Below are 15,225 nucleotides of genomic sequence, written 5' to 3' on the forward strand. Positions count from 1 at the left end.
CCGCCGGTCTGCGGCTCCGCCGCGGAGCCGCGGACCGGCGGAGCCTCGCGCCTCTGAGGGTGTCCCCGACTGCGGTACAGGTCACGTAGGGCCGAGGGGCTGAGCTGTGCGGGCGGAAGATAGCATGAGGGGCGTCGCCCGGCTCGAATACCGCGAAAGATGAATTTGTGACTGTCAACGACGACGTGTTCACGGACTGGATGAACCGCGAGGAGATCGCGGAGTCGATGATTCCGATCATCGGCCGACTGCACCGGGAGAAGGACGTCAACGTCCTGCTGCACAGCCGCTCCCTGGTGAACAAGTCGGTGGTCAGCATCCTCAAGACCCACCGCTTCGCGCGCCAGATCGCCGGCGAGGAGCTCTCGGTCACCGAGACGATGCCCTTCCTCCAGGCGCTCACCACGCTCGACCTCGGCCCGTCCCAGATCGACCTCGGCATCCTGGCTGAGCAGTACAAGGCCGACGACCGCGGCCTGACGGTCGAGGCGTTCACCGCCGAGGCCGTCGAGGGCGCCACCGGCGCCAACAAGCTGGAGCGTCGCGAGGCCCGCGACGTCGTGCTCTACGGCTTCGGCCGCATCGGCCGCCTGCTGGCCCGTCTCCTGGTGGAGAAGGCCGGCTCCGGCAACGGTCTGCGCCTGCGGGCGATCGTGGTCCGCAAGGGTGCGGCCGACGACCTCGTCAAGCGCGCCTCCCTGCTGCGTCGTGACTCGATCCACGGCCAGTTCAACGGCTCGATCACCGTCGACGAGGCGAACAACACGATCGTCGCCAACGGCAACGAGATCAAGGTCATCTACTCGGACGACCCGGCCTCGGTCGACTACACGCAGTACGGCATCAACGACGCCATCCTGATCGACAACACCGGTCGCTGGCGTGACCGCGAGGGCCTGTCGAAGCACCTGCGGCCGGGCATCGCCAAGGTCGTGCTGACGGCGCCGGGCAAGGGCGACGTCCCGAACATCGTGCACGGCGTCAACCACGACACGATCAAGCCGGACGAGCAGATCATCTCCTGCGCCTCCTGCACCACGAACGCGATCGTCCCGCCGCTGAAGGCGATGGAGGACAAGTTCGGCGTGCTCCGCGGCCACGTGGAGACCGTCCACTCGTTCACCAACGACCAGAACCTGCTGGACAACTTCCACAAGGCTGAGCGTCGCGGTCGTTCCGCCCCGCTCAACATGGTCATCACCGAGACCGGCGCCGCCTCCGCCGTGGCGAAGGCCCTGCCGGACCTCAAGGCGAAGATCACCGGCAGCTCGATCCGCGTCCCCGTCCCGGACGTCTCGATCGCCATCCTCAACCTGCAGCTGGCCCAGGAGACCACCCGCGAGGAGGTCCTGGACTACCTGCGCGAGGTGTCGCTGACGTCGACGCTGCGCCGCCAGATCGACTTCACGACGGCGCCCGACGCGGTCTCCATGGACTTCGTCGGCTCCCGTCACGCGTCGATCGTCGACGCCGGCGCCACCAAGGTCGAGGGCGACAACGCCATCCTCTACCTGTGGTACGACAACGAGTTCGGCTACTCCTGCCAGGTCGTCCGGGTCGTCCAGACGATCTCCGGCGTCGAGTACCCGACCTTCCCGGCCCCCGCGGTCTGATCGTCGCAGGCGAACCGGCCCCGCACTCCTCCTCAGGGTGCGGGGCCGGTCCCGTTCTCAGGCGAGCTGAGGACTCTCCTGCGCGTCGTCCAGGCTGTGCTCCTTCAGGAAGCCCCCGGACTGGTGCTGCCACAGCTTGGCGTAGGCGCCCTCCGCGGCGAGCAGTTCCTGGTGGCTGCCCTGCTCCAGGATCCGGCCGCGGTCCAGGACGACCAGGCGGTCCATCCCGGCCACGGTGCTCAGCCGGTGCGCGACCACCAGCGCCGTGCGGCCCTCCATCAGGCGCCACAGCGCCTCCTGGACCAGCACCTCGCTCTCCGAGTCCAGCGCGCTGGTCGCCTCGTCGAGCAGCAGGATCGGCGCGTCGCGCAGGATCGCCCGGGCGAGCGCGACCCGCTGGCGCTGGCCGCCGGAGAGCTTGACGCCGCGCTCGCCGACCATGGTGTCGAAGCCGTCCGGGAGGCCGTCCGCGAACTCGGTGACGTGCGCCGCCTCGGCCGCGAGCCGGATCTCGGTCTCCGTGGCCTCGGGCCGGGCGAAGGCGATGTTGTCCCGCAGGGTGCGGTGGAACATCGCCGGATCCTGCGGCACGTAGGAGATCAGGCTGCGCAGGTCGGCCTGGCGCAGTCGGCTGATGTCCTGGCCGCCGACCAGGATCCGGCCGCCCTCGATGTCCGTCATCCGTAGCAGCAGCCGGGTCAGCGTCGTCTTGCCGCCGCCGGACCGGCCGACCAGCCCGATCTTCTCGCCGCCGGCGACGGCGAGGTCGAGGCCGTCGAAGAGCGGCGCGTCCGCCCCTCCGTGGGTGAACACCACGCGGTCGAAGCGGACGCCCGCGCCGCGCGGCCGCAGCGGCTCCGGCTCGGGCACGTCGAGCACGGTGGGCGGGGACATGAGCAGCTCGGTGAACTGCGCGGCCTCCGTCATCGAGCTCTCCAGACGCCGGTAGATCTGGTTGAACTCGAACATGATCCGGGTGGCGTTGGAGTAGTAGGTGAAGGTCACCACGACCGCCTCCACCCCGTGGCCCCGCCCGGCCAGCAGCACCGCGAGCAGCAGACCCGCCGCGTTGGTGACCACCGACATCGGCGCGACCAGGGTGTCGATGCGCAGGTTGCCGTAGTCCCAGGAGCGCACCGAGCGCCGTCGCGACTCCGCGACCCGGGAGCGGTGCTCGGCCGCCTCGCGCTCCTCGGCGGCGAAAGCGCGGACGGTGTCCATGTTCATCAGGCTGTCGGCGACGTGCCCCGACACCCGGGCGATCGCCGCCTCGCGCTCGTTCACCAGCTCCTGCCGACGCCGGATCAGCGGCGCCACGATCAGCGCCGTCACCGCGATCATCGACACCAGCACCACGACCAGCCAGGGCTGGTAGGTCCACAGCACCACCGAGCCGAAGACCAGCGGCACCAGGCTGCCGACCACGTTGAAGGTCAGCGTGTCGACGAAGTCCTCGAAGCGGGAGGCGAAACTCAGCACCCGCTTGGTCAGCGAACCGGCGAAGTTGTCGTGGAAGAACGCGGCGTCCTTGGCGAACAGCTCGTCCATCCCGATGACGTAGAGCTGCTCGATGCCGAGGCCGTCCACCCGGTTCAGGCAGTGGATGCCGACCCGCCACAGCGCCTCGGACACCAGCAGCACCCCGCCGAAGCCGAGCACGTACGGCAGGAGCGCCGCCGTGTTCAGCCCCTTTCCGGAGTCGTCGGCGATCCGGGCCACGAGTTTGGCGACGATCAGCGGGGCGATGTAGGCGATTCCGATATTGCCCAGGGCGGGCGCGAGCATGGCGGGCAGAGTGGTGCGTTTGAGCCGGATCATCTCGCGGCCGTAATGACGAAGGGCGAGGAGTACCGCGCCGCGCTGCGGTCGTTCCTCGGGGGTCTGCGGTGTGGGCATCCCGTGTCCTCGGAGAGTGGTCGTCGGTCCTGGGCGCGCGCACGGCGGAGCCACGCTGCGTCGGACCAGGCGAGGGTGACGGAGCGTCCGTGCGAGTACGGAGGAGAAAGTCGGGAGAGCAGTCTTCCGTGCGCTCGCCCGACGAGTCCACGCCTTTTTCCCCGGATGGGTGAGTTTGCGCCGTGATCGACGCGGGATGCCGGATTCAGGATGCGAGACGGCTGGCTATGCCTGCGCACGCAGCTCGTCGAGAAGGCGCTCGGCGTCGCGGTCGCGGCGCTCGTGGGGCTGCGCCGTGCCGGGGAGGGTGGGGGTCTGGCGCCGCGTGCGGCGCGCGTTGCGCTCCAGGCCGAGGACGAGGAGGGCGATGACGAGAGCAAGCAGCAGAAGTCCCATGGCATGAATCCTGCGCTCGTCCAGATCCTGCCACCAGTGGCAGGCGTGACCCGGTGCATCGATATCCTGCCAAGAGCGGCGTAGCATGGCCGCATGCTGAGCACCGTGGCCGTCGCTCTGATCGACGATTTCGCCCCCTTCGAGTTCGGCGTGCTCGCCGAGGTCTTCGGCATCGACCGGACCGAGGACGGGGTGCCGCCCTTCGACTTCCGGGTCTGCTCGCCCCGCCCCGGCACTCCCGTCCGCACCACGGTCGGCACGACCATGACCACCGAGCACGGCTTCGACGCCCTGCTCGAGGCGGACCTCGTCGGCGTCCCCGCCTACCAGGTCCGGGGTGTGTACCCCGCCGAGCTGGTGGAGGCCCTGCGCGCCGCGCAGGCGCGGGGCGCCCAGCTGCTGACCGTGTGCAGCGGCGCGTTCGCGCTCGGCGCGGCCGGCCTGCTGGACGGCCGGCCCTGCACCACGCACTGGCGTCACGCCGAGGAGTTCGCCGCCCGCTTCCCGCTGGCCCGCCTCGACCCGGACGTGCTCTACGTCGACGACGGCGACATCATCACCAGCGCCGGAACCGCCGCCGGCATCGACGCCGCCCTGCACCTGGTGCGCCGGGAGATCGGCTCCGAGGCGGCCACGGCGATCGCCCGCCGCATGGTCGTGCCGCCCCAACGCGACGGCGGCCAGCGGCAGTTCATCGTCCAGCCGGTGCCCGAGTTCTGCGCGGACAGCCTGGACCCGCTGCTCGCCTGGCTCTCCGAGCGGCTGGACCGCGAACACAGCGTCGCCGACCTCGCCCGCCAGGCGCACATGTCCGAGCGCACCTTCGCGCGCCGCTTCGTCGCGGAGACCGGCACCACCCCGCATCGCTGGCTCTCCGCGCAGCGCATCCTGCACGCCCGCAGGCTGCTGGAGCAGACCCCGATGGGTATCGAGGAGGTCGCCCGCGCCAGCGGCTTCGCCACTGCCGCGATGCTCCGCCACCACTTCCGCCGCGCGGTGGGCGTCGCCCCGGCGGACTACCGCAGGAGCTTCGCCCAGGCGCGCTGACGGTGGTCGCCCTGTTGCGGGCCGACCGCTCGGCTGTTGTGCTCAGGGGTGCGGTTCGACCACGCCGCGCACGGCCGCGAGCAGGGCCGCACGGTGTTCGCGCAGGCGGGTCGGCGACAGCGGCGGGGTCGTGCCGACCGCGCGGAGCGCGGGCGGGGCCGAGATCCAACTGTCGGTCATCCGAAGGACGATGGCGAACAGGTCGATCGCGGGCAGGTCCGCGCGGACCCGCCCGGCCCGCTGTGCGGCGGCGACCGCGTCGACCCGGGAGCGGAAGTTCGCGATCTCCGTCTCCGTGGCCGCCAGTTGCTCGAACGCGCGCCAGGCGGCGATCCGGCCGGCCTCCGGATGGGCCAGCACGTAGTCGAAGCGCGCGGCGGCGAAGGCGACGAGGTCGCCGTCGTCCATCGGAGCGGCGCGGAACACCCCCACCGCCTGGTCGGCCACGACCGCGTCGAACAGGGCCTGCTTGTCGCCGAAGTACACGTACAGCAGGCGCTTGTTGGCGCCCGCCCGCTCCGCGATGCGGTCGATCCGGGCGCCGGCGAACCCGTGCTCGGCGAACTCCTCCGTGGCCGCGCGCAGCAACAGCGCCTTGGTCGCCTCGGCGTCCCGCGGACGCGGGCTGCGCACCGGCGCGTTCGCGGGCGTGGCGGGAGGCGCGGGGGAGTCGGACATGGCCTGCACCCTATCCAAGGCGTCCGGAGCCTCGCGGCTCACCAGGACAGCGGGCCGTTGACGTCACGGAAGGTGCCGGTCGGGCCGTCCGGGCCGATCAGGGCCATCCGGACGATGATCTCCGCGCCCTCCTCGACGGTCTGGGTGCCGGTGTTGTGGTTGAGGTCGGTGCGGGTGTAGCCGGGCTCGACGGCGTTGATCCGGATGCCGGGGAAGGCCTTGGCGAACTGCACGGTCACCATGTTGACCGCCGCCTTCGACGCCGGGTAGGCGACGCCCGGGTAGAACGCGACGGGGTGCGCCGGGTCCGCGAGGGCGGAGGTGCGGGACAGGCCGCTGCTGATGTTGACCACGACCGGCGTGGCGGAGCGCAGCAGCAGCGGCAGGAAGGCGTGGGTGACCTGGACCAGGCCGAAGACGTTGGTCTCGAACAGCTCCCGCATCGACGCCGCCGTGACGTCCGCCGCGCCGACGATGCCGCCGTCCGGCAGACGGCCCTCGACGCCGGCGTTGTTGACCAGCACGTCGAGCCCGCCCTCGGCCTCGATCGTCTTGGCGGCCGCGGCCACGGACTCCGGGTCGGTGACATCCAGCTGCACGAAGCGGGCGCCCAACTCCTCGGCGGCGCGGCGTCCGCGCTCGGCGTCGCGCGCGCCGAGGTAGACGCTGTGGCCCTCGGCGAGCAGGCGGCGGGCCGTCTCCCGGCCGAGGCCCTTGTTGGCTCCGGTGACGAGCGTGGTGGTCATGGTTCTCACGTCCTGGGTGTGCGGCTTGTATCGGTGTGCGGCTTGTATCTAACTGGATAGTTACAACCCTACGCCGAACCGCGAGCAAGTCAACAGTCGGTTACTTGGTGGGCGGCAGTCCGGGGAGCCGGGCCTCGATGCGTTCCAGCAGCACACGCAGCGCGGCCACGTCGTCCTTATCGGCCACTTGGTCGCCGAGGCGCAGCCGCACCAGCACCGAGCCGCTCGGCTCCAGTTGCACGAGCTCGGTCTCCTCGATGCCGTCCCCGCCCTGGGTGTGCACGGCCAGGGCGACGTCCCCGCGCGAGATCCCCTGCCGGCGCATCGCCGGCAGGTTCAGCACGCCGTCCTCAGCGAGCACCGTGGGGGAGCCCTCCAGCAGCCGCGCGAACCACGGCCAGCGCGCGCCCTGCCGCACCAGTACCGCGTCGGTGAGCAGCAGCACGGCCGCGCCGAACAGGCCGCCGCTGACGGAGTTGTCGTTGCCGATGACGGCGTTCTGCACCACGTTCGAAAGAAGGAGCATGACGACGAGGTCGAAGGTGTTGAGCTGGGCGAGCCCGCGCTTGCCGACGATGCGGAGCATGATCAGCAGGGCCAGGTAGACGATGATCGTGCGCGCGGCCTTCTCGCCGTAGGAGATGCCCGCGATGAACATGTCGTTCCACATCCCGGCCACTGTAGGGACTCCCTGTCGGGACGCGCGCTAGGCCACGCCGCGCACCCTGCGGACCAGGACGCCGCCGAGGACGGTGACCGCGGCGGTGGCGAGGTAGAGGCCGGTGTAGCCGCCGAGGTGGGCGATGACGGGCGCGGCCATCGCCGGGGCGAGGACCTGGGGGCCGGAGTTGGCGATGTTGATGACGCCCAGGTCCTTGGCGCGGTCGCGCGCATCCGGGAGCACCTGGGTGACCAGGGCCTGGTCGACGGCGAGGTAGACGCCGTAGCCGGCGCCGAGGACGGCGGCGGCCGCGAGCGCGGCGGGCCAGGTGTGCAGCAGGGCCAGCAGCAGCGCGGCGGCGGCCATGATCAGCGAGCACAGCACGACGAAGCCCTTACGGCGCCCGGCGCGGTCGGAGAGCGCGCCGACGGGGATCGCGGTGAGCGCCGCGAAGAGCGTGTAGACCACGGTGAGGATCAGCACGCCGGTGCCCGGGTCCCCGTAGTGGACGGCGTCGGAGAGGAAGTAGAAGAGGTAGAGCGTGCCGAGCGCGTTGCCGAGGTTGATCAGGAAGCGGGTGAGCCAGGCCCAGCCGAAGTCGGGGTGCTGCCGGGGGCTGACCCAGAACGAGCGGGCGAAGGCGCGCGCGTCGAAGGCGGGCCGCAGGGCGCGCGGCAGCGCGGGCTCGGCGCGGCGCAGCACGAAGGGGAGCGCGAGCACGACGGTGACCACGGCCAGGGTGCCGTACCCGGACCAGACGCCGGTCACCAGCAGGGTGGTGATCAGCGCGCCGAGGACCAGGCCGAAGGACTGCATGATGCCGGTCCAGCCGGAGACCTGGGCGCGCTGGGCGAGCGGCACCCGGTCGGCGATCGGGGTGGTGACCCCGGCGAGCATCGCGTTGAGCCCGGCCTGCCCGACGCACCAGCCGACGGCCACCCCGGCGACGGTGTGCTGGGACGCGGTCAGGGCCAGCCCCGCGGCGCCGGCCAGCGCGCCGCCGAGGATCCAGGGTCGGCGGCGGCCGAACCGGCTGGTGGTGCGGTCCGACAGCGCGCCCGCGAGCGGGTTGGCCAGCACGGCGACCAGCGCTCCGAGCCCGGTGACCAGCGACAGCGCGGCGCTTTTGTGATGGGGGTCGATGTGCTCCAGTTGCAGCGGCAGCAGAATCTGAATGGGCGTCATGAAGGCCATGAAGACCGCGAGTGTGGCCAGCGAGAGGTCCGCCGTCCACCCGGGCCGGACCGGCACGGTGGGCTCGGCGAGGACGGCCGAGCCGTCTCTGGCGTCCTCCTGGTCCTCCTGGACGGCCTGGCGCATGGCGGCTCCTTCGTGCCTCAGGGCCTTCTGTGGCTGCTACGGGCGGCTGCTGCCAACTTCTGCTGGTGCTACGGCTTCTGGGAGGCGATCAGGTCGCGGTACCACGCGAAGCTGGCCCTCGGGGTGCGGGCCTGGGTCGCGAAGTCGACCTCGACCAGGCCGAAGCGCTGGTGGTAGCCCTCTGCCCACTCGAAGTTGTCGAGCAGCGACCAGGTGAAGTAGCCGCGCACGTCGACACCCTGGGCCAGCGCCTCGGCCACCGCCCCGATGTGCGCCCCGAGGTAGCCGACGCGGGCCGCGTCGTCCAGGCCGGCGGGCTCGCTGCAGCCGTTCTCGGTGATCCAGACGGGCGGCAGCGCCGTGCCGTACCGGGCCTTCAGGCCCAGCAGCAGTTCGGTCAGCCCGTCGGGGACCACCGGCCAGTCGAAGGCGGTGCGGCGGTAGGCCTGTTCCGGCTCGGTGAGGTCGAAGGGCAGGCCCGAGGCCGGGTCGGCGGGGGCGGTGATCCAGGACGGGTTGTAGTAGTTGATCCCCAGCCCGTCCAGCGGGGCGGCGATCACCGACAGGTCGTCGTCGCGCACGATCCCGCCCCAACCGGGATCGGTCAGGCCGTAGGCCGAGAGGTCGGGGTAACGGCCGGTCAGCAGGGGGTCGTTGAAAAGCCGGTTGTGCAGCGTGTCGTAGGCGTCGGCCGCCAGGCGGTCCGCCTCGGAGGCGGCGTCGGAGCGGAGCCGCACCGGCGAGCAGTTGTTGGCGATCAGCACCTGGGCGTCGGGCCCGGCGGCGGCCCGGAGGGCTGCCACCGCGAGCCCGTGGCCGAGAAGTTGGTGGTGCGCGACGGGCACCGCGTCGAGCAGCATCGCCCGGCCGGGGGCGTGCACCCCGTAGCCGTAGCCGAATGACATGTGCACGAAGGGCTCGTTGAGCGTGATCCAGCGCCGGACCCGGTCGCCGAGGCGCTCGGCGACCACGGCGGCGTACTCGCCGAAGCGGTAGGCGGTGTCCCGCGCCAGCCAGCCGCCCTCGTCCTCCAGGGCCTGCGGCAGGTCCCAGTGGAACAGGGTCGGCGTCGGCTCGATCCCGGCGGCCAGCAGGGCGTCGACCAGCCGGTCGTAGAAGTCGAGGCCGCGCTGCTCGACGCGGCCGGCGCCGCTCGGCAGAACGCGCGGCCAGGAGATCGAGAAGCGGTACGCGTCCAGCCCGAGCCGCCGCATCAGCGCGACGTCCTCGGCGTAGCGGTGGTAGTGGGCGCAGGCCACCGCGCCCGTGTGCCCGTCGCGGACGGCGCCGGGCCGACCGACGAAGGTGTCCCAGATCGAAGGGCCCTTGCCGTCCTCCTCCGCGGCGCCCTCGATCTGGTAGGCGGCGGTCGAGGCGCCCCAGACGAAGTCGGCGGGGAACCGGGGGAGGGGGAGCGGAGTGGTCGGATCGCCGGGCCGGGTCGTCATGCGCACCGCTTTCCTACTAACGTGAGACTAACTCATGTTTATCGCGTAGTCTGGGGTCCTTCCGGCGGGTGTGTCAATGGTGCGGTTCAGTCGTGTTCGAGCGCCTGGCGGATCCGCGCCGCCGTCTCGGCCGCCTCCTCCGGGCTCGCGTAGCGGGTGCGCGGCCAGAAGAAGCCGCGCAGGCCGTCCTTCGGATTGCGCGGCACCACATGGACGTGCAGATGCGGCACCGACTGGCTGACCCGGCTGTTGGTCGCCACGAAGCTGCCCTTGGCGGCCATGCCCCGTTCGACCGCCGCCGTCATCCGCCGCACCCGCTCGAAGTAGGGCCCCACCTCCTCCGGCCGCAGGTCCGTCAGGGTCGGGACGTGGCGGCGCGGGATCACCAGGACATGGCCGTGGAAGAGCGGCCGGTGGTCGAGGAAGGCGACCACCTGGTCGTCCGCGTAGACCGTGGGCGCCTCGACCTCGCCGGCCGCGACTGCGCAGAACAAGCACTCCATTCGCCGATTGAAGGCCGCCGCCGCCGGTCTCCCAAGCAGGCGCGCGGCAGAGCCCCTCTCGGGCGCGCTACCGGGCAGTAGTCTCCCGGCCGTGGCCGACGACGCGCTGACATGAGCGGGACGAAGATCCACCGCTTTGATGCGTTTCGGGCGCGGAGAACCCCCTGTCAGGGGGAGGGTTTCATCCGGTCAGGGGGTCAAGGGTCCGCCGCTGCGGGGGTGCGGACACTTCGCGGGATTCGAGAGGGTGTTCCACTGACGCCTGGATCAAGCAACCCCCTCGATGCGAGAGGAACTTCTGCATGCCCTTCTCCCGTAGGAAGACCCTGATAGCCGGCTCGGCCGCCGCCGCGATAGCCGCGGCCACCGCGGTGACGCTGCCGGCGTTCGCCTCGGCCTCGGCCGCCCCCGCGTCCGCTCCCGCGGCCGGTGCCGCCGCTCACGCCTACCGCCACGGCGTCTTCCCCCGTGCGGGCGCTCAGACCCACCTCGCGGCGGCCGCGACCGCGGCCGACCAGGACGGCGAGGGCGGGCTGAACGGGCAAGCCGGTCAAGGCAAGCCGGCCAACGAGACCAAGCCGCTGACGTATCACGGCGGCACCGGCGGCGTCGGGGTCACCACCGGCTCGCCGAAGGTCTATGTCATCTACTGGGGCTCCCAGTGGGGCAGCGCCGCCAAGGACGCCCACGGCTACACCACCCTCTCCCGCGACACCGCCGGCATGGCGCCGCGCCAGCAGGCCTTCTTCAAGGGTCTCGGCACCAAGGGCGAGACCTGGTCCGGCGTGATGACCCAGTACTGCCAGGGCGTCAAGAGCGGTGCGACCGGCTGCCCGGCCGGCAGCGCGCACATCGGCTACCCGACCGGCGGCGCGCTCGCGGGCGTCTGGTACGACGACTCGGCCGCGGCTCCCGCGTCGGCGACCGGCAACCAGCTCGCGCAGGAGGCCGTCAGGGCCGCGCAGCACTTCGGCAACGGGACGGCCGCCGCCAACCGGAACGTCCAGTACGTCATCACCTCGCCCACGGGCACGACCCCGGACGGGTTCAACACGCCGAGCGGCGACTTCTGCGCCTGGCACGACTTCACCGGCGACCCGTCGCTCGACGGCGGCGGCGCGGTGAACTCGCCGGTCGGGCCGGTCGCCTTCACCAACATGCCCTACCTGCCCGACGCGGGGCACAGCTGCGGCGCGGGCGCGGTCAACAGCGGTGCGGCGGGCGCGCTGGACGGCGTCACGATCGTCGGCAGCCACGAGTACGCCGAGACGATCACCGACCAGTTCCCGTACTCCGCGAACCCCAGCTCCCCGGTGCTGACCAGCGGCGGCTGGATCACCGACAACGACAGCACGGGCGGTGAGAACGGCGACAAGTGCGCCTGGGTCCGCACCGGCCCCGGCGCCGGGTTCGACCTCAGCCTGGCGACGGGCTCGTTCGCGGTCCAGACGACCTGGTCCAACGACGCCAACCACGGCGCGGGCGGCTGCCAGGCCTCGCACCCGGTGGTGAGGAACACCGCGCCGCACAAGGTGACGATCGGTCACATCGCGAACCGGTCCGCCGTGGTGGGCCTCAGCCAGCGCCTCATGGTGTCGGCGCAGGACAGCGCGTCGACGTCCCACCTCGTCTTCAGCGCGAGCGGCCTCCCGGCCGGCCTCCGCATCGACGCCCGCACGGGCACGATCACGGGTCGTCCCACCCACCTCGGCACCTACCGCGTGACCGTGGTGGCCAAGGACGAGACCGGCGCGAGCGCCCGCACGACCTTCACTTGGTCCGTTCGCGCCCACTGACCGCGCAGGCGTCCCCACGGGGAGAACCTTCGGGCCCCGGCCATGCGGCCGGGGCCCGAAGGGCGTTCCCTGAGCTCCGAACATGCCGAAGGCCGGTTCCTGGTGGGGAACCGGCCTTCGGGTCTGGTAGCGGGGACAGGATTTGAACCTGCGACCTCTGGGTTATGAGCCCAGCGAGCTACCGAGCTGCTCCACCCCGCGTCGGTAGGACCAGGTTAACAGAGGGTGGACCGATTCCCCCAATCGCTTTCCGTGGGGGCCTCAGGGCGTCCACGGGGGGAGGGGGCCGCCGCCGTGGTGAGGGTGTGGACGCGGTCGGCGAAGTCGCGGAACCGGACGACCCGGTCGTCCTGGAGGCGGAAAACCCGGTAGAGCAGCGCGGAGTGGTCCGTCGTCGGTTGCGGGTGGGAAGTCGCAGCCCGAGGACGACGCTGCCGGGGAGGGAGAGCTGCTCCTCGACGAGGGTGCGGAAGCCGCGATCGCGGTGGTCGCGGTACCAGGCGAGGGTCTCGGCGGAGCCGCGCGCCGCGGGCGCCCCGGGTGGAGCGGCTCGGAGCGGACGCCGGGGTGGAAGAGCGCCGCGAGCGCGGTACGCATGTTGCTGCGCTTCTGTGCTGTCTGATGCGGAAGGCCGGTCACAGCGGGACGGGGCCGTGCAAGTCGGCCGCGTACTCCTCGCCGACGACCTGATGGAAGGCGTCCAGGCCGTCGGCGGTGGCGGCGCGGAGTGCGGGGTGGATCCGCGAGAGGATCCGGGCGAGTTCCTGCTCGCGCCACTGCAGCACCTGGTCGACCAGGGTCTGCCCGAGCGGCGCGAGTTCCAGCGTGACGACGCTGCGGTGGTGCGGGTCGGACCCGCGCAGCACATGGCCCGAGGCGACCAGGCGGTCGGCCAGCCGGGTGACTGACGACGCGCCGAGTCCGAGGGTTCGGGCCACCGTGGAGGAGGGGCAGCGTCCGAGGTCGTCGAGCGCGAGCAGCATCCGCATCTGGGGCAGGGATATGCCTCCGCCGGTGGCCTCCAGGCTGTGGAGCGCGACGCCGATCAGGTCGCGGGTCGCGCGCTGGAAGGCCTGGATCTCGTCCGCGGTAGGGGTCGCCTGGGGAATCCGACTCGCTGGAATCGCCATGGGGGAAGTATTGCATGCATCAAGACTTGCTGGAAGGTAGTGTTGGTGACAGCAAGCCATGGAGTGAGAGGCGGAGATCATGCTCGGTCGTACATCCCGTGGTTCCTCGGCCCCTCCCGCACCGGAGGACCGGATCAGCCCGGCCCTGCGCCGGGCGCAGGAGCTGCTGCTGGCCGCGGTGGCGGAGGGCGGCGCGGCGCGACTCGCCCACATCTGCCTGGACGCCTGGGACGGCGGGGACGTCGTCGCGGCCGGCATGACGGTCGGCAGCCTGCTGCGGGCGCTGCCGGGGATGGATCCGATCACCGCTCACGAGATCCTGACGACGCTCAGGGCCGACGAGTCCACCAGCGTCGGCCAGCTCGACCACGCCCAGCGGGCGGCCCTGCCGGCCGCCCTGGCCCGCGCCCGCCGACCGCGCACCTCTCCCGCGGAGTGAGCTCTCCCGCCGCGGGGCCTCCGGCCGCGTGACCTCCCGGCCCCGGCCCGGGCCCTAGAACCAGGACGGGAGGTCCTGGGGATCGGTGTCGGGGAGCCAGACCTTCGGGTCGCCCGGCAGGTAGACGTAGCGTGGTGCGCCGTCACCCCCCGCCGTGCGGAACGGGCTGCCGTGGTCGTCGACGAAGAGCGAGCCCTGGGCGCTCCCCACGCTCCACAGCAGCTCCAGGGTCCAGCTGACGTCGTGGTCCTTCGTGGCCGCGTCGATATCGAGGACCTGCGGCTGGGTGCGGGACACCTGGAGCGGGAAGACGGGCGCCGGGACCGTGGCGTCGCCCCGGGTGCCCGGTACCGGCTTCACGGTGGGGGCCGCGGCGTCCAGGTCGATCGCGAAGGAACTGGGGGTGATCCCGCCACCGCAGCCCGTGCCGAGGTTGAACGCGGACCCGTGCGGAGCGGCGCCCGCGTTGTGGGCGTGGACGTAGAGGGCGTGCAGCACGACCGGCTCGTCGCCGGTCGTCTCCAGGGTGAGCTCAAGACGTCGGTGCCCCGCGGGCACCGCGCCGACACGCGCCGCCCAGGCGGACGTGTCGCCCCCGTCCGGCGGCGCGGGCATCGAGCCGGGCTTCCGGTCGGACAGGTACCAACGACCGCACGGGTCTTCCCAGTTGTTGTCCAGCACGCTGACCTGCAGCGGGCTCGCGGCGGACGCGCTCGGGCGCGCGCCCGGGCCCTGCGGCGCGACCGAGTGCCGTCCGGTGGCCGGGTCGGCGGCGGTGCGGGAGCCCGAGAGGACGGTGGGCACGGCGACCGCGGCGGTCGCGGTGACGACCGCGGCCACCCCGGCGATCACGAACCAGGGCCGCCGCCACCACGGGGTGCGTGCGCGCGCCGGCCCCGCCGGGAGCTCGGCAGCCGCAGCCTCTGTGGCTGCGTCGTCCGCCCCGTCGTCGGCGGTCGTGTCGTGGACGGTCGTGGCGCAAGTGGTCCTGACGACGTCGGGGGCGGCCGGGGGGAGGACGTCACGGGCGGTCAGGTCCGGCGCCGTTTCGGGCCGCGGACGCGCCGGTACCGGGGACGGCACGCGCTGGTCCCGGGCCGCGTCGGCGATCAGCCAGCGGCGGTGCAGGTCGACCAGCTCGGCCGGAGTCGCGCCGCAGAGCCGGGCGAGACGCTCCGCGGGAGCGAAGGACGGCGGCACGGTCGTGCCGTGGCAGTAGCGGTGCAGCGTCGAGTTGCTGACGCGCAGCCGGGAGGCCAGCTGGCCGTAGCTCTTGCCCGAACGTTCCTTCAGCGTCCGCAGCAGCGCGGCGAACTCCTCCGCCTCACCCGCCATTCCATGTCCCCCGTTCCACGAGCGCGTTCCACAGTACCCGCGTCTCCCCAGGTGGGACGCCGTGGAACGTTCCACCGTTCCACCGGAGGGGGAGAAAGCGGCTCCCGTGACGCGATCGGCTGCAAGGTGGTGGCACCGCGGCCCGAGCCGACCGAGGCCGGCCGCGGGTACCGGTCTTCTGCTTTTCCTGGAGAGCCACCATGCACCTGCCCCGCCT

At 72.0% G+C, this 15,225-nt stretch carries 14 protein-coding genes and 1 tRNA gene; 4 read left to right on the forward strand and 11 right to left on the reverse strand.

All coding sequences use genetic code 11. The annotated features are described in order from the left end of the window. The first annotated feature begins 167 nt into the window (after window positions 1–167). Window positions 168–1,613, forward strand: coding sequence for a glyceraldehyde-3-phosphate dehydrogenase (locus tag TR48_RS05720; RefSeq protein WP_042364784.1), 1,446 nt, complete (start codon window positions 168–170; stop codon window positions 1,611–1,613). A gap of 57 nt (window positions 1,614–1,670) precedes the next feature. On the opposite strand, the gene TR48_RS05725 is transcribed toward TR48_RS05720, so the two are convergent. Next, window positions 1,671–3,509: an ABC transporter ATP-binding protein gene (locus TR48_RS05725; protein WP_042364785.1), complete on the reverse strand. Its 1,839-nt coding sequence runs from the start codon at window positions 3,507–3,509 to the stop codon at window positions 1,671–1,673. Window positions 3,510–3,734: 225 nt separating this feature from the next. Further along, window positions 3,735–3,905, reverse strand: a complete 171-nt coding sequence (locus TR48_RS42965) for a hypothetical protein (RefSeq protein ID WP_161789778.1) — start codon at window positions 3,903–3,905, stop codon at window positions 3,735–3,737. Window positions 3,906–3,998: 93 nt separating this feature from the next. Between TR48_RS42965 and TR48_RS05730 the strand changes: the two genes are divergently transcribed. Continuing rightward, the gene (locus TR48_RS05730; RefSeq protein WP_042364786.1) at window positions 3,999–4,952 is read left to right on the forward strand and encodes a GlxA family transcriptional regulator; all 954 of its coding nucleotides are present in this window, start codon (window positions 3,999–4,001) and stop codon (window positions 4,950–4,952) included. Between the two features lie 42 nt (window positions 4,953–4,994). Here the strand turns inward: TR48_RS05730 and TR48_RS05735 are convergent, their stop codons facing one another. From TR48_RS05735 to TR48_RS05760, 6 genes are all read right to left on the reverse strand, one after another. Further along, complete coding sequence (locus tag TR48_RS05735) at window positions 4,995–5,630, reverse strand: TetR/AcrR family transcriptional regulator (RefSeq protein ID WP_042364787.1); 636 nt, start codon at window positions 5,628–5,630, stop codon at window positions 4,995–4,997. A 38-nt stretch (window positions 5,631–5,668) separates the two neighbouring features. After that, on the reverse strand, window positions 5,669–6,376 hold the full coding sequence (locus TR48_RS05740; RefSeq protein WP_042364788.1) for an SDR family NAD(P)-dependent oxidoreductase: 708 nt from the start codon (window positions 6,374–6,376) through the stop codon (window positions 5,669–5,671). Between the two features lie 100 nt (window positions 6,377–6,476). Then, entirely contained in the window at window positions 6,477–7,046 is a 570-nt protein-coding gene (locus TR48_RS05745) for a DUF421 domain-containing protein (protein WP_042364864.1), read from the reverse strand. Between the two features lie 36 nt (window positions 7,047–7,082). Then, complete coding sequence (locus TR48_RS05750; RefSeq protein WP_042364789.1) at window positions 7,083–8,357, reverse strand: MFS transporter; 1,275 nt, start codon at window positions 8,355–8,357, stop codon at window positions 7,083–7,085. A 68-nt stretch (window positions 8,358–8,425) separates the two neighbouring features. Continuing rightward, window positions 8,426–9,805: a GH1 family beta-glucosidase gene (locus tag TR48_RS05755; protein WP_042364790.1), complete on the reverse strand. Its 1,380-nt coding sequence runs from the start codon at window positions 9,803–9,805 to the stop codon at window positions 8,426–8,428. 86 nt (window positions 9,806–9,891) lie between these two features. Further along, the gene (locus TR48_RS05760; protein ID WP_042364791.1) at window positions 9,892–10,308 is read right to left on the reverse strand and encodes an HIT family protein; all 417 of its coding nucleotides are present in this window, start codon (window positions 10,306–10,308) and stop codon (window positions 9,892–9,894) included. A gap of 302 nt (window positions 10,309–10,610) precedes the next feature. Between TR48_RS05760 and TR48_RS05765 the strand changes: the two genes are divergently transcribed. After that, on the forward strand, window positions 10,611–12,104 hold the full coding sequence (locus tag TR48_RS05765; protein WP_063770915.1) for an Ig domain-containing protein: 1,494 nt from the start codon (window positions 10,611–10,613) through the stop codon (window positions 12,102–12,104). A 124-nt stretch (window positions 12,105–12,228) separates the two neighbouring features. On the opposite strand, the gene TR48_RS05770 is transcribed toward TR48_RS05765, so the two are convergent. Continuing rightward, window positions 12,229–12,305 (reverse strand) — tRNA-Met (locus TR48_RS05770). A 434-nt stretch (window positions 12,306–12,739) separates the two neighbouring features. After that, window positions 12,740–13,234 carry a MarR family winged helix-turn-helix transcriptional regulator gene (locus TR48_RS05775; RefSeq protein ID WP_042364792.1) on the reverse strand — a complete coding sequence of 165 codons (495 nt, stop codon included), beginning with the start codon at window positions 13,232–13,234 and terminating at the stop codon, window positions 12,740–12,742. Between the two features lie 79 nt (window positions 13,235–13,313). Between TR48_RS05775 and TR48_RS42970 the strand changes: the two genes are divergently transcribed. Continuing rightward, on the forward strand, window positions 13,314–13,673 hold the full coding sequence (locus tag TR48_RS42970) for a hypothetical protein (protein WP_042364793.1): 360 nt from the start codon (window positions 13,314–13,316) through the stop codon (window positions 13,671–13,673). A 54-nt stretch (window positions 13,674–13,727) separates the two neighbouring features. Here the strand turns inward: TR48_RS42970 and TR48_RS44900 are convergent, their stop codons facing one another. Further along, a complete protein-coding gene (locus tag TR48_RS44900) occupies window positions 13,728–15,008 on the reverse strand; it encodes a helix-turn-helix domain-containing protein (protein WP_052442421.1) in 1,281 nt (426 codons plus the stop codon). Window positions 15,009–15,225 lie beyond the last annotated feature (217 nt).

It is taken from the genome of Streptacidiphilus neutrinimicus, assembly GCF_000787815.1.
GTDB classification, from domain to species: Bacteria; Actinomycetota; Actinomycetes; order Streptomycetales; family Streptomycetaceae; genus Streptacidiphilus; species Streptacidiphilus neutrinimicus.

What these genes read in the sequence shown, in the direction of transcription:
- TR48_RS05725 (WP_042364785.1), bottom strand. Translation starts at nt 3,509, where the DNA reads ATGCCCACACCGCAGACCCCCGAGGAACGACCGCAGCGCGGCGCGGTA.
- TR48_RS42965 (WP_161789778.1), bottom strand. Translation starts at nt 3,905, where the DNA reads ATGGGACTTCTGCTGCTTGCTCTCGTCATCGCCCTCCTCGTCCTCGGC.
- TR48_RS05730 (WP_042364786.1), top strand. Translation starts at nt 3,999, where the DNA reads ATGCTGAGCACCGTGGCCGTCGCTCTGATCGACGATTTCGCCCCCTTC.
- TR48_RS05735 (WP_042364787.1), bottom strand. Translation starts at nt 5,630, where the DNA reads ATGTCCGACTCCCCCGCGCCTCCCGCCACGCCCGCGAACGCGCCGGTG.
- TR48_RS05740 (WP_042364788.1), bottom strand. Translation starts at nt 6,376, where the DNA reads ATGACCACCACGCTCGTCACCGGAGCCAACAAGGGCCTCGGCCGGGAG.
- TR48_RS05745 (WP_042364864.1), bottom strand. Translation starts at nt 7,046, where the DNA reads ATGTGGAACGACATGTTCATCGCGGGCATCTCCTACGGCGAGAAGGCC.
- TR48_RS05750 (WP_042364789.1), bottom strand. Translation starts at nt 8,357, where the DNA reads ATGCGCCAGGCCGTCCAGGAGGACCAGGAGGACGCCAGAGACGGCTCG.
- TR48_RS05755 (WP_042364790.1), bottom strand. Translation starts at nt 9,805, where the DNA reads ATGACGACCCGGCCCGGCGATCCGACCACTCCGCTCCCCCTCCCCCGG.
- TR48_RS05760 (WP_042364791.1), bottom strand. Translation starts at nt 10,308, where the DNA reads ATGGAGTGCTTGTTCTGCGCAGTCGCGGCCGGCGAGGTCGAGGCGCCC.
- TR48_RS05765 (WP_063770915.1), top strand. Translation starts at nt 10,611, where the DNA reads ATGCCCTTCTCCCGTAGGAAGACCCTGATAGCCGGCTCGGCCGCCGCC.
- TR48_RS05775 (WP_042364792.1), bottom strand. Translation starts at nt 13,234, where the DNA reads ATGGCGATTCCAGCGAGTCGGATTCCCCAGGCGACCCCTACCGCGGAC.
- TR48_RS42970 (WP_042364793.1), top strand. Translation starts at nt 13,314, where the DNA reads ATGCTCGGTCGTACATCCCGTGGTTCCTCGGCCCCTCCCGCACCGGAG.
- TR48_RS44900 (WP_052442421.1), bottom strand. Translation starts at nt 15,008, where the DNA reads ATGGCGGGTGAGGCGGAGGAGTTCGCCGCGCTGCTGCGGACGCTGAAG.